This is a genomic window from Mobilicoccus sp. (assembly GCF_032060985.1).
Lineage (GTDB): Bacteria > Actinomycetota > Actinomycetes > Actinomycetales > Dermatophilaceae > Mobilicoccus.
Genome location: NZ_DAMBGD010000002.1, coordinates 285265 through 303661, shown reverse-complemented (window position 1 = coordinate 303661; position 18397 = coordinate 285265). Strand labels below are relative to the sequence as shown.

Annotated in this window: 14 protein-coding genes; 7 read left to right on the top strand and 7 right to left on the bottom strand. The window is 72.6% G+C overall.

All coding sequences use genetic code 11. The features are described from left to right. The first annotated feature begins 17 nt into the window (after positions 1 to 17). From RT054_RS03055 to RT054_RS03045, 3 genes are read left to right on the top strand one after another with little or no spacing between them, the layout of a single operon-like run. The gene (locus RT054_RS03055) at positions 18 to 1202 is read left to right on the top strand and encodes a DUF4350 domain-containing protein (protein ID WP_312721813.1); all 1185 of its coding nucleotides are present in this window, start codon (positions 18 to 20) and stop codon (positions 1200 to 1202) included. Next, the gene (locus tag RT054_RS03050) at positions 1199 to 2275 is read left to right on the top strand and encodes a MoxR family ATPase (RefSeq protein WP_313022116.1); all 1077 of its coding nucleotides are present in this window, start codon (positions 1199 to 1201) and stop codon (positions 2273 to 2275) included. The genes RT054_RS03055 and RT054_RS03050 overlap by 4 nt, the downstream gene beginning before the upstream one ends. Continuing rightward, positions 2275 to 3648, top strand: coding sequence for a DUF58 domain-containing protein (locus RT054_RS03045; RefSeq protein ID WP_313022115.1), 1374 nt, complete (start codon positions 2275 to 2277; stop codon positions 3646 to 3648). Before RT054_RS03050 ends, RT054_RS03045 begins: the two co-directional genes overlap by 1 nt. A gap of 46 nt (positions 3649 to 3694) precedes the next feature. Here RT054_RS03045 and RT054_RS03040 read toward each other — a convergent pair whose 3' ends face one another. Continuing rightward, complete coding sequence (locus tag RT054_RS03040) at positions 3695 to 4708, bottom strand: stage II sporulation protein M (RefSeq protein ID WP_313022114.1); 1014 nt, start codon at positions 4706 to 4708, stop codon at positions 3695 to 3697. 249 nt (positions 4709 to 4957) lie between these two features. On the opposite strand from RT054_RS03040, the gene RT054_RS03035 reads away from it, so the two are divergent. Then, positions 4958 to 5845, top strand: coding sequence for an RDD family protein (locus RT054_RS03035; protein ID WP_313022113.1), 888 nt, complete (start codon positions 4958 to 4960; stop codon positions 5843 to 5845). Positions 5846 to 5992: 147 nt separating this feature from the next. Here the strand turns inward: RT054_RS03035 and RT054_RS03030 are convergent, their stop codons facing one another. The 3 genes from RT054_RS03030 to RT054_RS03020 all read right to left on the bottom strand — a co-directional run bounded on the left by RT054_RS03030 (position 5993) and on the right by RT054_RS03020 (position 10277). Then, complete coding sequence (locus RT054_RS03030; protein ID WP_312718942.1) at positions 5993 to 7216, bottom strand: amidohydrolase; 1224 nt, start codon at positions 7214 to 7216, stop codon at positions 5993 to 5995. 174 nt (positions 7217 to 7390) lie between these two features. Then, positions 7391 to 8980 carry a methylmalonyl-CoA mutase family protein gene (locus tag RT054_RS03025; RefSeq protein ID WP_312718943.1) on the bottom strand — a complete coding sequence of 530 codons (1590 nt, stop codon included), beginning with the start codon at positions 8978 to 8980 and terminating at the stop codon, positions 7391 to 7393. 106 nt (positions 8981 to 9086) lie between these two features. Next, the gene (locus RT054_RS03020) at positions 9087 to 10277 is read right to left on the bottom strand and encodes a mannose-1-phosphate guanylyltransferase (RefSeq protein WP_312718944.1); all 1191 of its coding nucleotides are present in this window, start codon (positions 10275 to 10277) and stop codon (positions 9087 to 9089) included. 283 nt (positions 10278 to 10560) lie between these two features. Here RT054_RS03020 and RT054_RS03015 point away from each other — a divergent pair, with 283 nt between their 5' ends. Beyond that, positions 10561 to 11688 (top strand): glycosyltransferase family 1 protein, encoded by a 1128-nt coding sequence (locus tag RT054_RS03015; RefSeq protein ID WP_312718946.1) that lies wholly within the window; start codon positions 10561 to 10563, stop codon positions 11686 to 11688. Positions 11689 to 11883: 195 nt separating this feature from the next. Further along, positions 11884 to 13122 carry a hypothetical protein gene (locus tag RT054_RS03010; protein WP_312718948.1) on the top strand — a complete coding sequence of 413 codons (1239 nt, stop codon included), beginning with the start codon at positions 11884 to 11886 and terminating at the stop codon, positions 13120 to 13122. 57 nt (positions 13123 to 13179) lie between these two features. Here RT054_RS03010 and RT054_RS03005 read toward each other — a convergent pair whose 3' ends face one another. The 3 genes from RT054_RS03005 to RT054_RS02995 form a co-directional block, all read right to left on the bottom strand. Beyond that, complete coding sequence (locus RT054_RS03005; RefSeq protein WP_312718950.1) at positions 13180 to 13746, bottom strand: 2'-5' RNA ligase family protein; 567 nt, start codon at positions 13744 to 13746, stop codon at positions 13180 to 13182. An 8-nt stretch (positions 13747 to 13754) separates the two neighbouring features. Beyond that, entirely contained in the window at positions 13755 to 14780 is a 1026-nt protein-coding gene (gene trpS / locus RT054_RS03000; protein WP_312718951.1) for a tryptophan--tRNA ligase, read from the bottom strand. 200 nt (positions 14781 to 14980) lie between these two features. Continuing rightward, the gene (locus tag RT054_RS02995) at positions 14981 to 17206 is read right to left on the bottom strand and encodes an NADP-dependent isocitrate dehydrogenase (protein ID WP_313022112.1); all 2226 of its coding nucleotides are present in this window, start codon (positions 17204 to 17206) and stop codon (positions 14981 to 14983) included. A gap of 97 nt (positions 17207 to 17303) precedes the next feature. On the opposite strand from RT054_RS02995, the gene RT054_RS02990 reads away from it, so the two are divergent. After that, positions 17304 to 18389 carry a hypothetical protein gene (locus tag RT054_RS02990; RefSeq protein ID WP_313022111.1) on the top strand — a complete coding sequence of 362 codons (1086 nt, stop codon included), beginning with the start codon at positions 17304 to 17306 and terminating at the stop codon, positions 18387 to 18389. Positions 18390 to 18397 lie beyond the last annotated feature (8 nt).

The following is an 18397-nucleotide window of genomic DNA, read 5'->3' as shown; positions in this document are numbered from 1 at the left end:
GGGCGGTGAGCCCGGGGATGGAGCGTTCGGGATCAGTCACCCGAACCCGGGCCCGATGGCGGCCGCCGTGGCCTGCGGTCGTCTCCGTCCTCGTCGCCACGGCGGTCCTCGCCGCCGTCCTCATCGTCCTCTCCGGGCGCGCGACCACCCGGATGCCGCTCGACCCCGACGACCCCGGGCCACGAGGAACCCGCGCTCTCGCAAGCGTCCTCGCCGACCGAGGGGTACCGGGTGAGGCCGCCCGTTCGCCGGAGGATCTCGCCGCCGTGGGCGTCGACGCCCGCACGACCGTCGTCGTGCCGAACCCGTCGGAACTCTCGCAGTCGGGCGTCGATGCCCTCCTCCGCACCTCCCCCGGGCGTCTCGTCCTCGTCGCCCCGGGCAGCGGGATCATCGACGCCCTGCACCTCCCGGTGACCGTCGTCGCTCAGGCCGGTCCGGGCCCGTTCGTGGCGGAGTGTCACAGCGAGCTCACGGGCGACGGCGAGACCGTGGCCGGGTCGGGCCTGCTGTACCGCTCGAGCGCGCCCGGCGCGACGACCTGTTTCCCCGACCACTCCGACGCCGCCGACGACCCCACCCACCCTCCCTCGGGCCTGGTGGATCTGCCTGCGGCAGAAGGGCGTCCGCGCCTCGTCGTGCTCGGGTCGACGCAGCTGCTGACGAACGTCGGGGTCACGGAGGAGTCACACGCGGCGATCGCGCTGCGCACGCTCGGGGGCACCGGGCGAGTCGTCTGGTACCTGCCCCCCGTCGACCCGGAGGACCCGCTCGTCGTGGAGGGCGCCGCCGCCCCGCGGCCCGGTTGGGTGGCCCCGACCGTGCTCCTGCTGTCCGCCGCCACCATCGTGTTCTGCCTGTGGCGCGGCCGCCGCCTCGGTCCGCTGGTCACCGAACCCCTGCCCGTCGTCGTCCCCGCCGAGGAGACGACCCTCGCCCGCGCCCGCCTGTACCGTCGCACCGGCGACGCCCACGGGGTGGGGGCCGTGCTTCAGGCTGCCGCCCGCGACGACCTCCGCACCACCCTGCGGCTCCCGCCCGACGCGGACTCCCGACGCCTTGCCTCCGCCGTCGCCGCCCGCCTCGGGCGGACCGACGTCGAGGCCATCCTCGACCTGCTCACCCGGCCCCTCGAAGCATCCGAGCTACCCACCGCCTCACGAGAACTCCACCACCTCCGTAGGAAGGTCGCCCGCCCATGAGCGACGCATTCGTCCCCCGACACGGCGACACCCCCAGCGAGGTGCCCGGCGACCCCTCCGGCGACTCCTCCGGGCCGGGCCCGACCGGCCCACACCCTGCGCCCCCCGCCGTGTCCGGGACGGGCGCGGATGCCCGCACCGCGTTGAACGCCGTGCGCGAGGAGGTCGCGAAGGTCGTCGTCGGTCAGGACGGCGTCGTCACCGGCCTGCTCATCGCCCTCCTCGCGCGGGGGCACGTACTCCTCGAGGGCGTACCCGGTGTCGCCAAGACCCTTCTCGTCCGCAGCCTCGCCGCCGCACTCGACCTCGACACGCGGCGCGTGCAGTTCACACCCGACCTCATGCCCGGTGACATCACCGGCTCGCTCGTGTACGAGCAGCACCACGACGCGTTCGCCTTCCGGGAGGGTCCGGTGTTCACCAATCTCCTCCTCGCCGACGAGATCAACCGCACTCCGCCCAAGACCCAGGCCGCGCTGCTCGAGGCCATGGCCGAACGGCAGGTCACCGTCGAGGGTCTCTCGCGCATGCTCCCCACACCGTTCCTCGTGGCCGCGACGCAGAACCCCGTCGAGTACGAGGGCACCTACCCGTTGCCGGAGGCCCAGCTCGACCGGTTCCTCCTCAAACTGCACGTCGGTCTCCCCGATCGCGACGACGAGATCGAGGTCCTCCGTCGGCATGCGAGCGGATTCGACCCCGCCGACCTCACGTCCACGGGAGTGCGACCCGTCGCCGGGGCCGACGCGGTCGCCGCCGCGAGCCTCGCCGTCGCCGGTGTCGCGGTCTCGCGCGAGGTCGGGGAATACACCGTCGACGTCGTGCGCGCGACCCGCAGCCTGCCCTCGGTCGCGCTCGGGGTGAGTCCCCGCGGCGCGACGGCCCTGCTCGCGACGAGCCGTGCCTGGGCGTGGCTCGACGGCCGCGACTTCGTCACCCCCGACGACGTCAAGGCCCTCGCCCATCCCACGCTCGCGCACCGGCTCGTCCTGCGCACCGAGGCCGAACTCGACGGCGTCACGGCCCGCGACGCCCTCGACGGGGCCGTGGGGTCCGTCGCCGTCCCGCGCTGATGACCCTCACCGGCCGGGCCGTCCTTCTCACCCTCGTCGGGCTGCTCGCGATCCCGCTCGCCCCCACGCTCGCCACGGCGGTCGTGTGGCTCGGCGTCGTCGCCCTCCTCGTCGCCCTCGACCTCGCCCTCGCCGCGCGGATCCGGGATGTGCGCCTCGACCGTGCGACGCTCCCTCCGGTGCACCTGCTCGAGGACACCGAGAGTGTGCTGACGGTGACGAACACCGGCCGCCGTCGCGCCCGCGGGGTGCTCCGCGATGCCTGGCAACCGTCGGCGGGAGCACGTCTCGTCCACCGTGTCGACCTCACGCCCGGTGATCATGCGACGCTGTCGACGCCCCTGCGCCCCACGCGCCGCGGTGACCTCCGTGCCGACCGCGTGACCCTCCGACTGCTCGGTCCTCTCGGACTGGCCGGGCGGCAGCGTTCGGTGCCCGTGACCGGGCTCCTCCGGGTACTGCCGGCGTTCCCGTCGCGGCGGCACCTCCCCGGCCTGCTCCGCCACCTGCAGCTGCTCGACGGACGCGCCGTGGTCCGGTTGCCCGGACAGGGCACGGAGTTCGACTCCCTGCGTGACTACGTGCGCGGCGACGACGTGCGGAGCATCGACTGGCGGGCGACGGCACGGCGCCGGGCGGCCGTCGTCCGCACGTGGCGCCCGGAGCGCGACCGTCACGTCGTCATCGTCCTCGACACCTCTCGCACGACCGCCGCCCGCATCGGCGACGTGCCGCGCCTCGACGCCGCGATGGACGCCGCACTGCTGCTCACCGCCCTCGCGACCCGGGGCGGTGACCGCGTCGACGTCGTCGCGGGCGACCGGGACGTGCGGCTCGTCGACCCCGGAGGTCGCGGTGCCGCCGGGCACGAGGACCGTCTGCACCGGCTCATCGACGCCCTCGGACCGGTCGATCCCTCCCTCGTCGAGGCCAACTGGTCGGCTCTGGCCGCCACGACCCTCGACCTGGCCCCGCGGGGCGCGCTCGTCGTCCTCCTCACCCCGCTCGAACCCGTCGTCGTCGAGGAGACCCTGCTGCCCGCCCTCGACGCCCTCGGCGCCCGACACACCCTCGTCCTCGCGTCGGTGCGCGACCCCGCGTTGCCGCAGCTCTCCGGCGACGGACCCACCGACGTGACTCCCGCTCCGCCCACCGAGGAGTCGTCCCCGGGACGAATCGGAGGCGGCGAGACGGACGCCGAGGCCGACCACGCCTTCGCCGCGGCCGCGGCGGCCCAGGCGCTCGCCCGCCGCGAGCGCACCGCGGCCGTGCTCGAGGGGCTCGGCGTCACGGTTCTCGACCGTCCCCCCGCCGATCTGCCGGTCGACCTCGCCCGCACCTACCTGGGCCTGAAGGAGCGCGGCCTCCTCTGATCCACTCCGCAGCGGTCTCGTGCCGCCGCGGTCGGGCGCGAGGACGTCAGGCGCGGGTGCCGTCGACCGGGAGGTCGGCGACGACGGCGGCCCCCTCGACGTCACCGGTCGCGCCGTCACGCGCCGCCCGTCGGCCCAGGACGAAGACGTACGCGAAGAACGCGGCCTCGACCGCGGCCCCGATGCCGATCCGCACCGGCGTCGACCAGCCCGACGGAGTCACACCCGCCTCGATCGCCCCGGCCGTGGCGAACAGCGCGACGAGGCCGAGGGCGACGCCGACCATCGATCTCCCCTCGGCGCCGAGCGAGGACAACCGAGTTCGCGGGCCGGGCTCCACCCAGGACCAGAACAACCGCAGTCCCGCTGCGGCGGCGATGAAGAGACCCGTCAGCTCGAGCAACCCGTGCGGGAGGATGTACCCGAAGAACTGACCCACCCTGTCGTAGTGGTCGTGCAGCGCACCTGCCGCAGCGAGGCCGGCGAGGTTGCCGTGCAGGGCGAGAGCGACGGGCAGTCCGAGCAGACCCGCGACGACGAGGCGCGCGCTCAGCCACGCGTTGTTCGTGAACACCTGCAGGAAGAAGCTCGCCGGGTGGTAGCGGCTGTAGTACTCGACGAAGGAGTGGTCGACGTACCGCCGCGCACCCTCCTCGCTGCCGGCGGCGACCAGGGCCTCGGGATGCGCGGAGAGCCACCACCACGTTCCCGCGATGTAGAGCAGCGAGAACGCCATCACCCCGAGCCACCACCACCGCAACCGGTACAGGGCGGCGGGAAAGCTGCGGGAGAAGAAGCGGAGGAGGCTCACGTGCGCGGGAGGACGGTATCCCTCCGTGAACGCCCGTGACCGCGCCCGCGCGACCAGCCAGGACAGGTACGGCACGAGATAGGGGTCCGGCGGGGACGTCGAATGCACGAGCGAGAGGTGCGTCGTCGTGCGTTGGTAGAGGGACACGAACTCGTCGACCTCGGCGACCGAGGACGGAGGTCTGTCGCACAGCTCCTCGAGCCTCGACCACGTGTCACGGTGCACCGCGGCGAAGGCGTCGACGTCCATCAGCCCACTGTAGGGCCGCCACCTCCCCTCGGCCTCGCGGTGTCGGCCCTCCGGGACCACCCCTGGCGCAGGCCGCGGCCGGGACCTCACTCCCAGGGCGGGCATCACCGGCCCCACCACCGTCTCGGACGCCCCGCCACGTTCCGGATCCGGGACGTCGCCGAGTGACCGAGCCGCGCTGCCGACGGCGGACGGCGCGGGCGGACTCGGGGGCGCGGCGGTCGCGCGTGGGGGCTCTACGCTGGCGGCATGGGATCGGGGACGCGTCGCGAACAGATGATCACGGGCGAGGGGGTCGTCGTCGCCATCCCCATCGCCGGCCCGGCGATCCGGCTGGTGTCGGGGATCATCGACGTCATCGCGACGCTCCTCCTCGGATTCGCCGTGCTCTGGGCGGAGTCCAGCGTCATCGGGTCGGCGGGGCTCGACCTCGACGACGCCCTCAGCGCCGCGACGGCCGTCGTCACCGCGGTGTTCCTCCTCGTCGGGTTCCCCGTGACGTGCGAGGCCCTCAGCCACGGACGGACGCTCGGCAAACTCGCCACCGGCCTGCGCACCGTGCGCGACGACGGGGCCCTGGCCGACCTCCGGCGGCTGTTCACCCGGCACCTCGTCGGGTCCGTCGAGGTGTGGGGCACCGGCGGTGCGGTGGCGGTCCTCACGCTGCTCTTCTCCCAGCCGACGAGACGCCTCGGGGACATGGCCGCAGGCACCTACGTCGCTCGGGACCGCGTCCGCCTCGCCCTCCCGCCCGAACCACGGACGGATCCCGCCCTCGCGGCCTGGGTCGAGCACGCCGACCTGTACGTCCCCGACGACCTCGCCGCCCTGGTCCGCGCCTCCCTCGCCCACCGGCGCGGGTTCAACGAGGCCGCCGCGGCCCGCGTGTCGCAGGAACTCGCCGACCGCCTGCGGGCCTGTGTTCGTCCCGCACCTCCGGCGGGGGCCCCGGACGCCGACGTCGTCGACGCGATCATGGCCGAGCGCCGCCGCCGGGAGACCCGGCGCCTCGTCCACCTCCAGGAGCGTCGCGCACGGCTGTTCCCGGCCGGGGCGGCGGTCACGGCCACCACGTCGGCGGCCGGGACCACGTCGGTCCCGACGACGACGTCAGCCGGCCCCTCCGCCGGGGCATGACCACCCCGGCGCGCCTCCACCCCACCGCGCCCGACACCGACCCCGACACCCACCCCGACCCCGAGGTCTCGCACGATGCCGTGCGGTCCTGCGTCCGGCCCTGCCGGTGATCGCCGGAGGTCTCCCGCCCGTCCCGCGTCGAGAGCCTCAGACGATCGGAGGAAGGGCGGCGCCGCCGCGGGCCGCGAGGGCAGCGAACGGCAGGGAGGCGTAGGTGCGGGCGCCGATGGCGATGGCCCGCTCGTCGATGACGAGATCACCGCGGTGGAGGTCGTAGGTGGGCCCCCCGGGCGTACGGGTCCCGAGACGGCCGAGAGCCCCCTCACGGTTCATCACGAGCCACGCGAAGTCCTCGCCGCCGAGGGACTGCTCGGTGGGCACGGCCCCCGCGTTCCCCAAGAGGGCGACGGTCACGGCGCTGAGCGCGTCGATCCCCCACTGGGTGTTGACGACGGGCGGCACGCCGGGCACGTGCCGCAGTTCGGCCTCGACGCCGTAGGGCGCGACGACCGCCTCGACGAGTTCCTGCAGCAGCGGGCCGATGCCCTGCCAGGCGCTCGCGTCGAGCATCCGCAGGGTGCCCGTGACCTCGCCGGACTCCGGGATGACGTTGGGCACCCCGCCCGCATGGACCCCGCCCCACACGAGCAGCGCACCGGCTCGCGGGTCGAGGCGACGCGACAGGACACCGGGAAGATCGCAGATGACCTTGCCCAGCGCGAACGTGAGGTCCTCGGTGAGGAACGGGCGTGAGGTGTGCCCGCCGTGGCCGGTGAGGCGCACGGTGACCTGGTCACCCGCCGCCGTGATCGGGCCGACCCGGAGCCCGATCTCCCCGAGGTCGCGGCGCGGGTCACAGTGGAGGGCGAAGACGATGTCGACGTCGTCGACGAGGCCCTTCTCGAGGACGATGTGCGCCCCTCCCGGCATCGACTCCTCGGCCGGTTGGAACAGCAACCGGACAGCCACGCCCAACCGGCGCAACTCGTTCTCGTGCGCGTGCAGGGCGAGGGCCGCGCCGAGCAGTGCTGTGGTGTGCACGTCGTGGCCGCACGCGTGCGCCGTGCCCTTGCGGCGGGACGCGAAGGGCAGCCCGGTGCGTTCGGTGAGGGGAAGTGCGTCGATGTCCGCACGCAGGCCGACGCGCAACGTCGGCGAGGTGGCCCCCAGGTCGACGACCACGCCCGTCTGGTCGAGCCGCTCGGCCGGGATGCCGGCCGACTCGAGCCGTTCCATGATGGCGCGTGTCGTGCGCACCTCCTGCCAGGAGGGCTCGGGGTTGCGATGCAGGTCCCGGCGGAACGCGACGAGTTCACCCTCGTGAGACGTCACCACCGCGGAGACGGCGTCGATCAATGACTGGAGGTCCACAATTCGTCGAGTCTAGGCCCGCGCGCGCCGTGCCGCCGACTCCGGGCGTACGGGCGGTCGCAGGTCACACCCGCGGGCGTCGGGCGCGCGCCGGCCCAGGACGCGCACGCGGCGGGGGCGGCACCACGCGAGAGTGGTGCCGCCCCCGATCCGTCGTGGACGCGAGAGATCGACTCAGAACGCGTCGACCGGGGTGTACATGCCCCAGACGTCGCGGAGGGCGTTGCTGACCTCGCCGCCGGTCGCGTGCGCGGCGAGCGCCTCCTTCATCGGGTACAGCAGGTTGTCCTTGCCCTCGGCCGCGCGCTTGAGCTCGCCGAGCGCCTGCTCGACCTTGCCGTTGTCACGGTCGGCGCGCAGCTTGGCGAGACGCTCGTGCTGCTCGGCCTCGATGGCCGGGTCGACCTTGAGGGGCTCGTACTTCTCCTCCTCGTCGATCTGATACTTGTTCAGGCCGACGACGATGCGCTCGCCGGAGTCGATCTTGAGCTGCTGGTCGTAGGCCGAGCGCTCGATCTCCTGCTTCTGGAAGCCCTCCTCGATGGCCGCCGCCGCGCCGCCCTTGTCGTCGACCGCCTGGATGAGCTCCCAGATCGCCGTCTCGAGCTCGTCGGTGAGGGACTCGACGACGTAGCTGCCCGCGAACGGGTCGACGGTCTTGCAGACGTCGGTCTCGTAGGCGATGACCTGCTGGGTCCGCAGGGCGAGTCGGGCCGCCTTCTGGGTGGGTAGCGCGATGGCCTCGTCGAAGGAGTTGGTGTGCAGTGACTGCGTGCCGCCGAGGACGGCGGCGAGACCCTGCAGCGAGACGCGGATGAGGTTGACCTCGGGCTGCTGCGCCGTGAGCTGCACGCCGGCGGTCTGGGTGTGGAAGCGGAGCATCTGGCTCTTGGGGTTCTGCGCCCCGAACTCCTCCTTCATGATGCGCGCCCAGATGCGACGGGCCGCACGGAACTTCGCGACCTCCTCGAGCAGCGTCGTGCGGGCGACGAAGAAGAACGACAGACGCGGGGCGAACGTGTCGACGTCGAGCCCGGCGGCCTGTGCGGCCTTGACGTACTCCTTGGCGTTCGCGAGCGTGAACGCGACCTCCTGCGCAGGCGTGGCCCCGGCCTCGGCCATGTGGTAGCCGGAGATCGAGATCGTGTTCCAGCGGGGCATCTCGGTGGAGCAGTAGCCGAAGATGTCGCTGATGAGGCGCAGCGACTCCTTGGGCGGGTAGATGTAGGTGCCGCGGGCGATGTACTCCTTGAGCACGTCGTTCTGGATGGTGCCCGCGAGCTTGGTGGAGTCGACGCCCTGCTCGGCCGCGACGAGCTGGTACATGAGCAGCAGCGTGGAGGCGGGGGCGTTGATGGTCATCGACGTCGAGATGTCGCCGAGGGGCAGCCCGTCGAAGAGCACCCGCATGTCGTCGACCGAGTCGATCGCGACGCCGACCTTGCCGACCTCACCCGAGGCGAGGGGGGCGTCGGAGTCGTAGCCCATCTGCGTGGGCAGGTCGAAGGCGACCGAGAGGCCACCGGTGCCGGCGGCGACGAGCTGCTTGTAGCGCTCGTTGGACTCCTTGGCGGTGCCGAACCCCGCGTACTGCCGCATCGTCCAGGGACGTCCGGTGTACATCGTGGGGTAGACGCCGCGCGTGAACGGATACTTGCCGGGCTGGCCGAGCCGCGCCTCGGGGTCGAACCCCTCCAGGTCGGCGGCGGAGTAGACCGAACGCATCTCCAGGTCGGACTCAGTACGTGCCGTGGATTCACCCATGTGCCACAGCGTAGACGCGCGGAGGGCCTTATCGGGACGTGAGCGGGGTGCGAGGACCTAGGTCCTCGCACCCCGCTCACGTCTGCTCCGGTGTCGCACCCGCCGTTCAGGTGAGGTCGGTGCGCCCCGAGGCCTTGAGGGTGTCAACGACGTTCTTGACGTGCTGCGCACGACCGCGCGTGGTGACGAGGAGAGCGTCGGGGGTGTCGACGACGACGACGTCGTCCATGCCGATGATGGACACGAGCCGGTCCGTGCGCGAGGCGACGATGCCGGTCGAGTCGACCGAGACGACGTCGGCCGTTCCCACGGTGTGGAGGGCGTGCTCGTCGCCCCGGCCGTCGTGGCGGGCGCCGTTCGCGCCGGTGGAGTCGTCCGCGCCGTTCGCGCCCGCGGACCCGGCCGCCCCGATCTCCGCGGACTCGACGGCGGCGGCCGTCGCGAGGAGCGTGGCGAGGGAGTGGAAGTCGCCGATGTCGTCCCAGGGGACGTCGCACCGCACGACGGCGACGCGGCCGGCGGCGGCCGCGGGCTCGGCGACGGCGTGGTCGATGGCGATGCGCTCGAGGGTCTCCCACTCCTGCTCGAGCAGCGCGGGGTCGGCGGCGATGCGGCGCAGGCCCGCGGCGAGATCGGGGTGCCACTGCGCGAGCAGGTCGAGCAACACGCCCGCCTTGACGACGAACATCCCCGCGTTCCACCGGAACTCGCCGGTCGCGAGGTAGGACTCGGCCGTACGCACGTCGGGCTTCTCGACGAACTCGACGACCGCGCGCGCTTCCGGCGCACCGGGCACGTCGAGCGCGTCCCCTTCACGGATGTACCCGAATCCCGTTGCCGGGTAAGTGGGCTCGATGCCCAACGTGACGAGGTACCCCTCCTGGGCGACCGCCACCGCCTGCTCGACGAGAGAGCGGAACCGCTCCTCCTCGCCGACGACGTGGTCGGCCGCGAACGACCCGATGAGCGCCCCGGGGTCCTGGCGTTCGATGACGGCGGCGGCCCAGCCGATCGCGGCCATCGAGTCGCGGGGCGAGGGCTCGGCGAGGAGCCGTTCGCGCGCGACCTGGGGCACCTGCTCGGCGACGGCGTCGACATGCCGCGCGCCGGTGACGACGACGAGTCGTTCCCCCGCGAGGGGTTCCAGACGGTCGACGGTCGACTGGATGAGGGTACGGCCCGTCCCCAGCAGGTCGTGCAGGAACTTGGGGGCGCCGGCCCTCGAGAGAGGCCACAGGCGCGTCCCCGCTCCCCCTGCGGGAATGACGCACCAGAAGTGGTCCCGGATATCGGTCATGCGGTCACGGTAGACGAATCCTGGACGGTCGATCGACTCGGTGGGATACCACGGAGCGTCTCCGGACGAGGTGCCGGGCGGCGGCCGAGGCCGAGCCGGCGCGGCCCTGGAACCGGGTCGACACGGAGCGCCCGCTCGGCACAGCGGGATCCCCCGTTCGTGAACGGCAGGCCGACACCGGCCGATGCCCCGGTGAAGCGCTCACCGAACCGGACGCCTGGTGGTCACCCGACCCACCTGTCGGGGTCGTCGCGAGGAAACCGGCCCGTCCGACAGTGACACCGTGCGTATCGCCATCGTGACGGAGTCCTTCCTCCCCTCGCTGAACGGTGTGACGACCAGCGTGTGCCGGGTGCTCGACCACCTCCGGGCCCGCGGCCACGAGGCGATCGTCGTCGCCCCCTCCCCCGCCCCCCGGGAGTACCACGGGTTCCCCGTGAGAGGGGTGACGAGTGTGCCGGTCCGCCAGTTCCAGGTCGGTCTGCCCACTCCCGAGATCGAGGCGATCCTCGCCGACTTCGCCCCCGACGTCGTCCATGTCGCCTCACCGTTCTTCCTCGGGGCGCGGGGCCTCGTGGCCGCCCGCGACCTGGGCATCCCTGCGGTGGCGATCTACCAGACCGACATGGCCGCCTACGTCCTCCAGCACGGCGGCGCGGCGGGCCGGCCCGCCGCCCGCGCGACCTGGCGGTACCTGCGCTGGGTGCACTCCCTCGCCCACCTCAACCTCGCCCCCTCGTCCGCGGCCCTCGCGGATCTGCGCCGCAACGGCGTCGCCGACACCGGGTTGTGGGGCCGTGGCGTCGACACCGCCCTGTTCCACCCCGGGTGGCGCGACGATGCGGGGTGCCGGGCGCTGCGCCGCTCCCTCGCCCCTCGCGGCGAGACGATCGTCGGATACGTCGGCCGACTCGCGCCGGAGAAGGAACTCGACCGGCTCCGACCCCTGCTGGACCTGCCGGGTGTGCGGATCGCGATCACCGGTGACGGCCCCTCGCGCGCCGCCCTGCGCTCGCTCATGCCGGGCGCGACGTTCCTCGGGCGACGCGAGGGCGACGACCTGGCGCGGGCCTACGCCGCGTGCGACGTGTTCGTCCACACCGGCACCCACGAAACCTTCGGACAGACCCTGCAGGAGGGCGCCGCGACCGGTCTGCCGATCGTCGCCCCCCGGCGCGGCGGACCCATCGACCTCGTCGACCACGGGCGCACGGGCCTGCTGTTCGACCCGGACGACCCCGCCGACCTGCGGCGGTGCATCGAGTCGCTCACCGTCGCCGAGGACGCCTGGGAGCGCCGCGCGGTGATGGGTGAGGCGGCTCTCCAGAAGGTCTCCGGACGCTCGTGGCAGCGACTCGTCGACGACCTCATCGGTCACTACAGGGCCCTCGCGCACGTCCCGGTCGGCTGAGGACGCACGTGCCGGGGGCGCCGACGGCCCGCCGTCGGGGCGAGCCGTCGCGGCCGCGGTCCCGCCCCGGACCCCGACCGGGTCGTGGGGCCGACGGCGCCGAGCCCGAGGGCGGAATCGTGGGCGCGACCGGGTGACCTGCAGGGATCCGCTACTCTCGGTGAAGGGGACGCATTCATCGGCATCGGGGAGGACATGTTGAACCCGCGCCAGCGCGCCTGCACGGCGCTCGTCGCCGTCGCCGTCTGCACCGCTCCTGTGGCCGCCGCGGCCACCCCGACACCGTCGCCGACGCCCCCGCCGGGCTCGGTCTCGACCCCCGCCGGCGAGACCACCCCTCCCCCGACGCCCTCACCGACGTCGACGATCGGCGGGAGGACCCTGCTGCGGCCGGGTGTCATCTATCGGATGCCCGCGGGCACCCCGGCGCCCCCGGAGTTGCGGGCGGCCTCCTACGTCGTCGCAGACCTCGACGACGGCCGCGTCATCCTCGCCAAGGACGCCCACGTCCAGTCCCGGCCGGCCTCGACGCTCAAGGCGCTCACCGCCCTCACGGTCGCCCCGCAGCTCCCGCCGACACGCGTCGTCCTCGGCACGCCGGCGGACACGGCCATCGACGGCACGAAGGTCGGCATCCTGCCGGGGCAGGAGTACACGGTCCACCAGCTGCTCACCGGGTTGCTGCTCCAGTCCGGCAACGACGCCGCCGAGGCCCTCGCCCGCGCCAACGGCGGGGTACCCGTCACGGCCCGGCAGATGACCGAGCGCGCCCACGCGTTGGGGGCGCTCGACACCTTCGCCAAGAACCCCAGCGGCCTCGACGCCACCGGGCAGCTCACCTCGGCCTACGACCTCGCGCTCATCGGCCGCGCCGCCGTCAACGACCCCGTCGTCGCCCCGTACCTCACGACGAAGACCGCCGAGTTCCCCGGCGCGCGCACCGCCGGCAAGGGCAGCCGGCGCGAGCGGTTTCAGATCGGCAACCACAACCGCCTGCTGTGGAACTACGACGGGATGATCGGCGTCAAGAACGGCTTCACCAAGGCCGCCGGGCAGACCTACATCGGCGCGGCCCGCCGCGGCGAGCACGCCTACGTCATCTCCTATCTCGGCGGCGCCGGTGTGGGATGGCGCGATGCCGCAGCCGTCCTCGACTGGGCCTTCGCGAACGGACCCAAGGGCCAACCGGTCGGGCGTCTCGTCGACCCCGCGACGTTCGACCCCGCCCAGACCCCGCCCGTCGCGCCCGTCGAGAGCGAGGCGACCGAGGGCCCGGAGGCGCCCGCCCAGACCCTCGGTGCGCTCGACCTGTCGCCGGACAGCGGCCAGGGGCGGCTCGCGCTCCTCGGCGCGGGAGCGGTCGCCCTCGTCGCCGGTGGCGTCCTCGCCTCGCTGCGCGTGCGTCGACTCCGCGCCCGCGGCCGCCGGGGCTGACCCGCACCACACCCGCCTCGAACCAGGGTCGTGCGCACCCCCTCGGGTGAGGAGACCTCAGCCGTCCAGGGTGAAGGTGCGGACGACCTCCCACGGCGCCTCGGGCGCGTGGGCGAAGAGGACGAACTCCGTCACCCGGAACGTCTCGTCGACGTCGGCCATCGACGCCCGCGCGTGGTCGAGACAGGCCTCGGGGACGTCGTGGGCGAGGGTGACGTGCGGGTGGTAGGGGAACCGGAGGTCCACGGCGAGCGGGCCCTGGCGCAATGCCGACTGCAGTCGGTCGCAGTGGGATCCCCCCCCGGCGACCGCGAGGTACACGACGTCGGTGACCGGTTGGAAGGTGCGTGTCCCCCGCAGCCGGAGGTCGAACGGGGCGCGGGCCGAAGCCACTTCGCGGAGATGCTCGACGACGTCGTCGAGGACGCGGACGCCGATCCGCGTCGGGGGCACGAGGGTGACGTGCGGCGGGATGACGGCACCACGAGGGTCACGCACCTGGGCGCGCAGGTCGCGTACGCGACCCGCGAGCGGCTCGGGGACGAGGACGAGCACGCCGACCTCGACGACGCCCTGGGCGGGCGCCCGTGGCGGACCCGCCTGACCCGCCGTGCGCGGTGACACCCCCGCCCTCAGCGGCGCGCCAGCAGACCGACCCGGTCGTACACCCGGGCCAGGGTCGCGGCGGCGACGGGACGGACGCGCTCGGCACCCTCGGCGAGGATGCGGTCGAGCTCGGCCGGGTCCTCGAGGAGCTCGACGGCGCGCTCGCGGATGGGCCCGAGGACACCGACGACGACCTCGGCGAGGTCCTTCTTGAGGTCGCCGTACCCCTTGCCGTCGTAGTCGGATTCGAGCTGGGCGACGCTGCGGCCGTCGAGCGCGCTGTAGATCGCGAGGAGGTTGGAGACGCCGGGCTTCCCGTCCTCGTCGAAGCGGATCTCCCGACCCGTGTCGGTGACCGCGGAGCGCACGCGCTTGGCGGTGACCTTGGGGTCGGCGAGCAGGTCGATCGTGCCCGTCGGCGCGGTCTTGCTCATCTTGGCCGTCGGGTTCTGCAGGTCCTGGATCTTGGCCGTCTCGCGGAGGATGTGCGGCTCGGGCACGACGAACGTGTCGCCGTAGCGGCCGTTGAACCGTTGCGCGAGGTTGCGCGAGAGTTCGAGGTGCTGGCGCTGATCCTCGCCCACCGGCACCCTGGCCGCGTCGTAGAGGAGGATGTCGGCCGCCATGAGGATCGGGTAGGTGAACAGGCCGACGTTGGTCCCCTCGTTGCCGCGCCGCGCCGACTTGTCCTTGAACTGCGTCATCCGGCTGGCCTCGCCGAAACCGGTGAGGCAGGACAGCACCCAGGTGAGCTCGGCGTGTTCGGGCACGTGGCTCTGGACGAAGACGGCCGAGCGCTGCGGGTCGACGCCGGCGGCGATGTACTGGGCGGCGGTGGCCCTCGTGCGCTCCCGCAGGACCGCGGGGTCGACGTCGACGGTGAGGGCGTGGAGGTCGACGACGCTGTAGATCGCGTCGAACTCCTCCTGCATCGACACCCAGTTGACCAGCGCTCCCAGGTAGTTGCCGATGTGGAGCGAGTCCTGGGTGGGCTGCATGCCGGAGAAGAGACGCGGACGCGTCGAGGCGGGAGTGCTGGTCATGTGCGCCATTGTCGCAGCTCTGCCGCGGGCTCAGGTCACCGGCCGGGGACCGGCGGACCACGCGGCGATCACCCGCTCGGGCGGCGTGCCGAACCCGCTCCCCCGTGAGGTCGGCGCGGTGCGGATGCCACGACGACGCCCGGCCCGCCGGTGGGGACCGTCGGGCCGGGCGTCACGGGAGCGGCCTGGTCAGCGGGCCGCGGGAGAAGTCAGCGCAGAGCGTCGACGATGCCGTTGAGGGTCGCGCTGGGGCGCATCGCGGCCTCGGCCTTGGCGTCGTCGGGACGGTAGTAGCCGCCGAGATCCACCGGGTGCCCCTGAGCGCCGATGAGCTCGTCGTTGATCTGCTGCTCGTTCTCGGCGAGCTGCGCGGCGACGGGTTCGAAGCGCTTCTTGAGGTCGGCGTCCTCGTCCTGCGCGGCGAGCGCCTGCGCCCAGTAGAGGGCGAGGTAGTAGTGGCTGCCGCGGTTGTCGATCTGGCCGAGCTTGCGGGCCGGGGACTTGTTCTCGTCGAGGAACCGGCCGATGGCCGCGTCGAGGGTCTCGCCGAGCACTCCTGCCTTCTCGTTGCCGGTCTTCTGGGCGATGTGCTCGAAGCACGCGCCGAGCGCGGAGAACTCACCGAGGGAGTCCCAGCGGAGGTAGTTCTCCTTGGTGAACTGCTGGACGTGCTTGGGCGCCGAGCCGCCCGCGCCGGTCTCGAACAGGCCGCCGCCCTTGAGCAGCGGGACGACCGAGAGCATCTTGGCGCTCGTGCCGAGCTCGAGGATGGGGAACAGGTCGGTGAGGTAGTCGCGCAGGACGTTGCCGGTGACCGAGATCGAGTCCTCGCCACGACGGATGCGCTCGAGGCAGTAGGTGATCGCGTCGACCGGGGCCTTGATCACGTAGTCGATCTCGTCGCCGCCCGCCTCGGGCAGGTACGCCTTGACCTTGTCGATGACGTGGCTGTCGTGCGCGCGGTTCTCGTCGAGGAAGAACACGGCGGGGGCGCCGGTGGCCTTGGCGCGCGTGACGGCGAGCTCGACCCAGTTGCGCACGGGGATGTCGCGGACGCGGCTCATGCGCCACACGTCACCCTCGTGGACCTCGTGGTCGAAGAGCATGGCGCCGTGCTGATCGGTCACCGTGACGGTGCCGTCGGCGTCGATGACGAACGTCGTCGGGTGGCTGCCGTACTCCTCGGCCTTCTGGGCCATGAGGCCGACGTTGGGCACCGAGCCCATCGTCGCCGGGTCGAGCGCGCCGTGCTTCTTGCAGTCCTCGAACACGGCCTCGTACATGGGGCCGTAGCAGCGGTCGGGGACCATCGCGAGGGTCTGCTGCTGGTTGCCGTCGGCGTTCCACATCTGCCCGGAGTCGCGGACGACCACCGGCATCGAGGCGTCGATGATGACGTCGTTGGGCGCGTGGAGATTGGTGATCCCCTTGTCGGAGTCGACCATGGCGAGGCGCGGACGGGACTCGTACTGCTTCGTGATCGCGGCCTCGATCGCCGCCTTCTTGTCGGCGTCGAGCTTGCCGATCTTGCTGTAGAGGTCGCCGAGGCCGAGGTTGGGGTTGACGCCGACCGAGTCGAGATCGTCACCGAACTCGTCGAAGACGTCGGAGAAGAACACCTTGACGCCGTGGCCGAAGAGCACCGGGTCGGAGACCTTCATCATCGTCGCCTTGAGGTGCAGGGACAGCAGGAGGTCCTCCGCCTTCGCGGCCTCGATCTGGTCGCGGTAGAAGCTCTTGAGCGCCGAGGAGTTCATCACGGTGCCGTCGACGATCTCGCCCTTGAGCACCTTGACGTCGCCCTTGAGGACCTTCTCGCTGCCGTCCTCGCCGCGGAACGTGATGGTGAGGGTGGAGTCCTCGCGCGCGACGACGGACTTCTCGTTGCCGTAGAAGTCACCGCCCTCCATGCTCGCGACGCGGGCCTTGTTGTCGGGGGTCCACTCGCCGAGGCGGTGCGGGTTCTTCTGCGCGAACGCCTTGACCGACAGCGGCGCGCGGCGGTCGGAGTTGCCTTCGCGCAGCACGGGGTTGACGGCCGAGCCGAGGACCTTGGCGTAGCGCGCCTGCACGTCCTCCTCGTCCTTGGTCGACGGCTTCTCCGGGTAGTCCGGGATGTCGTACCCCTTCTGCTGCAGCTCCGCGATCGCCGCCTTGAGCTGCGGGACCGAGGCGCTGATGTTGGGGAGCTTGATGATGGCCGCGTCGGGGCTCTGGGTGAGGTCGCCCAACTCGCCGAGGTTGTCCTCGACCACCTGATCGCCCTTCAACCGATCCGGGAACTGCGCGAGGATGCGCCCCGACAGCGAGATGTCGCTGGTCTCGATGCTCACACCCGTGCCGTGGGTGAAAGCCTCCACGATCGGCAGGAACGAGTAGGAGGCGAGGGCGGGAGCCTCGTCGGTCCGGGTCCAGATGATCTTCTGCTGTGCCACGGGTGGCTGCTCCTTCGTCGGAGGGAAAAGGCGTCGACCTCGACCCTACCCGGCGGCCCACGGCGCAGGAGTGCTGACCGTGCGTCAGGATGGGGCCATGGCAGGCAACTCGTATCCGCACATCATCTTCGCCAAGGACGCCCAGGTGCTGCCCCAACAGTCCCTCGCCGAGGTGCTCACGGACCTCTTCCCGGGCGCCGAGGTCGAGCAGGGGGAGATCAAGGCGGTCCTGCGCCTCCCCGGCTACGCCTACACGTTCTGGTACGACGACGACGCCGACGGCCTCGGCGACCGGTACGCCGACTTCGCCGCGCCCCTGCGACGCAAGCGGGTGACGCGGTGCACGACGATGATCGACGCCTCCGGCGACGCCGATCCGGGCGGCGCGCACGCCGTCGACGTCGCCCGCCTCATGGACGACCTGGCCGCTCGCGACGGGGTCTACGTCTTCTCCGAGGAGACCAAGCGCTTCCTCGGCATGGACTACGACGACGCCCCCGCCCAGGCGAGCACGCCGGCGGCGAGCGCGACGACCTCGGCGGGCGCGGGCGTGTTCACCCCCGCAGGCGCCCCGCCGGAGCCTCCCGTCGCGGATGCGGAGGACACGATGATCGCCGACGTCGCCGCGAGCACCGGCCAGCGGGAGGAGGAGTTCGTCTCCCCGCTCGAGGGCTCGACGACCCCGGCGGCGGACCTGCAGTCGACGTACTCCAGCCCCGCCCACGTCGACGAGGAGCAGAGCGAGGTCGTCCTCGCCTCGCGGGAGAACGATCACGACGTCCGCCACACCGAACACCACCCCGTCGACGCCTCCGTCCCGCCTGCCCCGACGGGCACCGAGGTGCCCGACACGACCCCCGGGCGCGAGGAGGACCGGAGCGACCGCCCCGAGGACCGCGCGGACGTCGCGCCCGCCGCGACGACAGACCACGCCGGACCCACCGACCACGTCGAGCCCCGGCCCGCACCGACGCCGGCGGCCGCCGAGGCGCCGACGACACCGACCGTCGAGGCACCCGTCGAACCTCGTCCGGAGCCCCGCCCCGCCCCCACGCCCGAGGCCGTGCGTGAGCCGGTGCGTGAACCCGCAGCAGCGGACTCGCGTGCCGTCAGTGCGACGCCCACGGGTGAGGAGGAGGGCAAGCCCGGCTTCTTCAAGCGTCTGTTCAAGCGCAAGGACTGAGCGCCGAC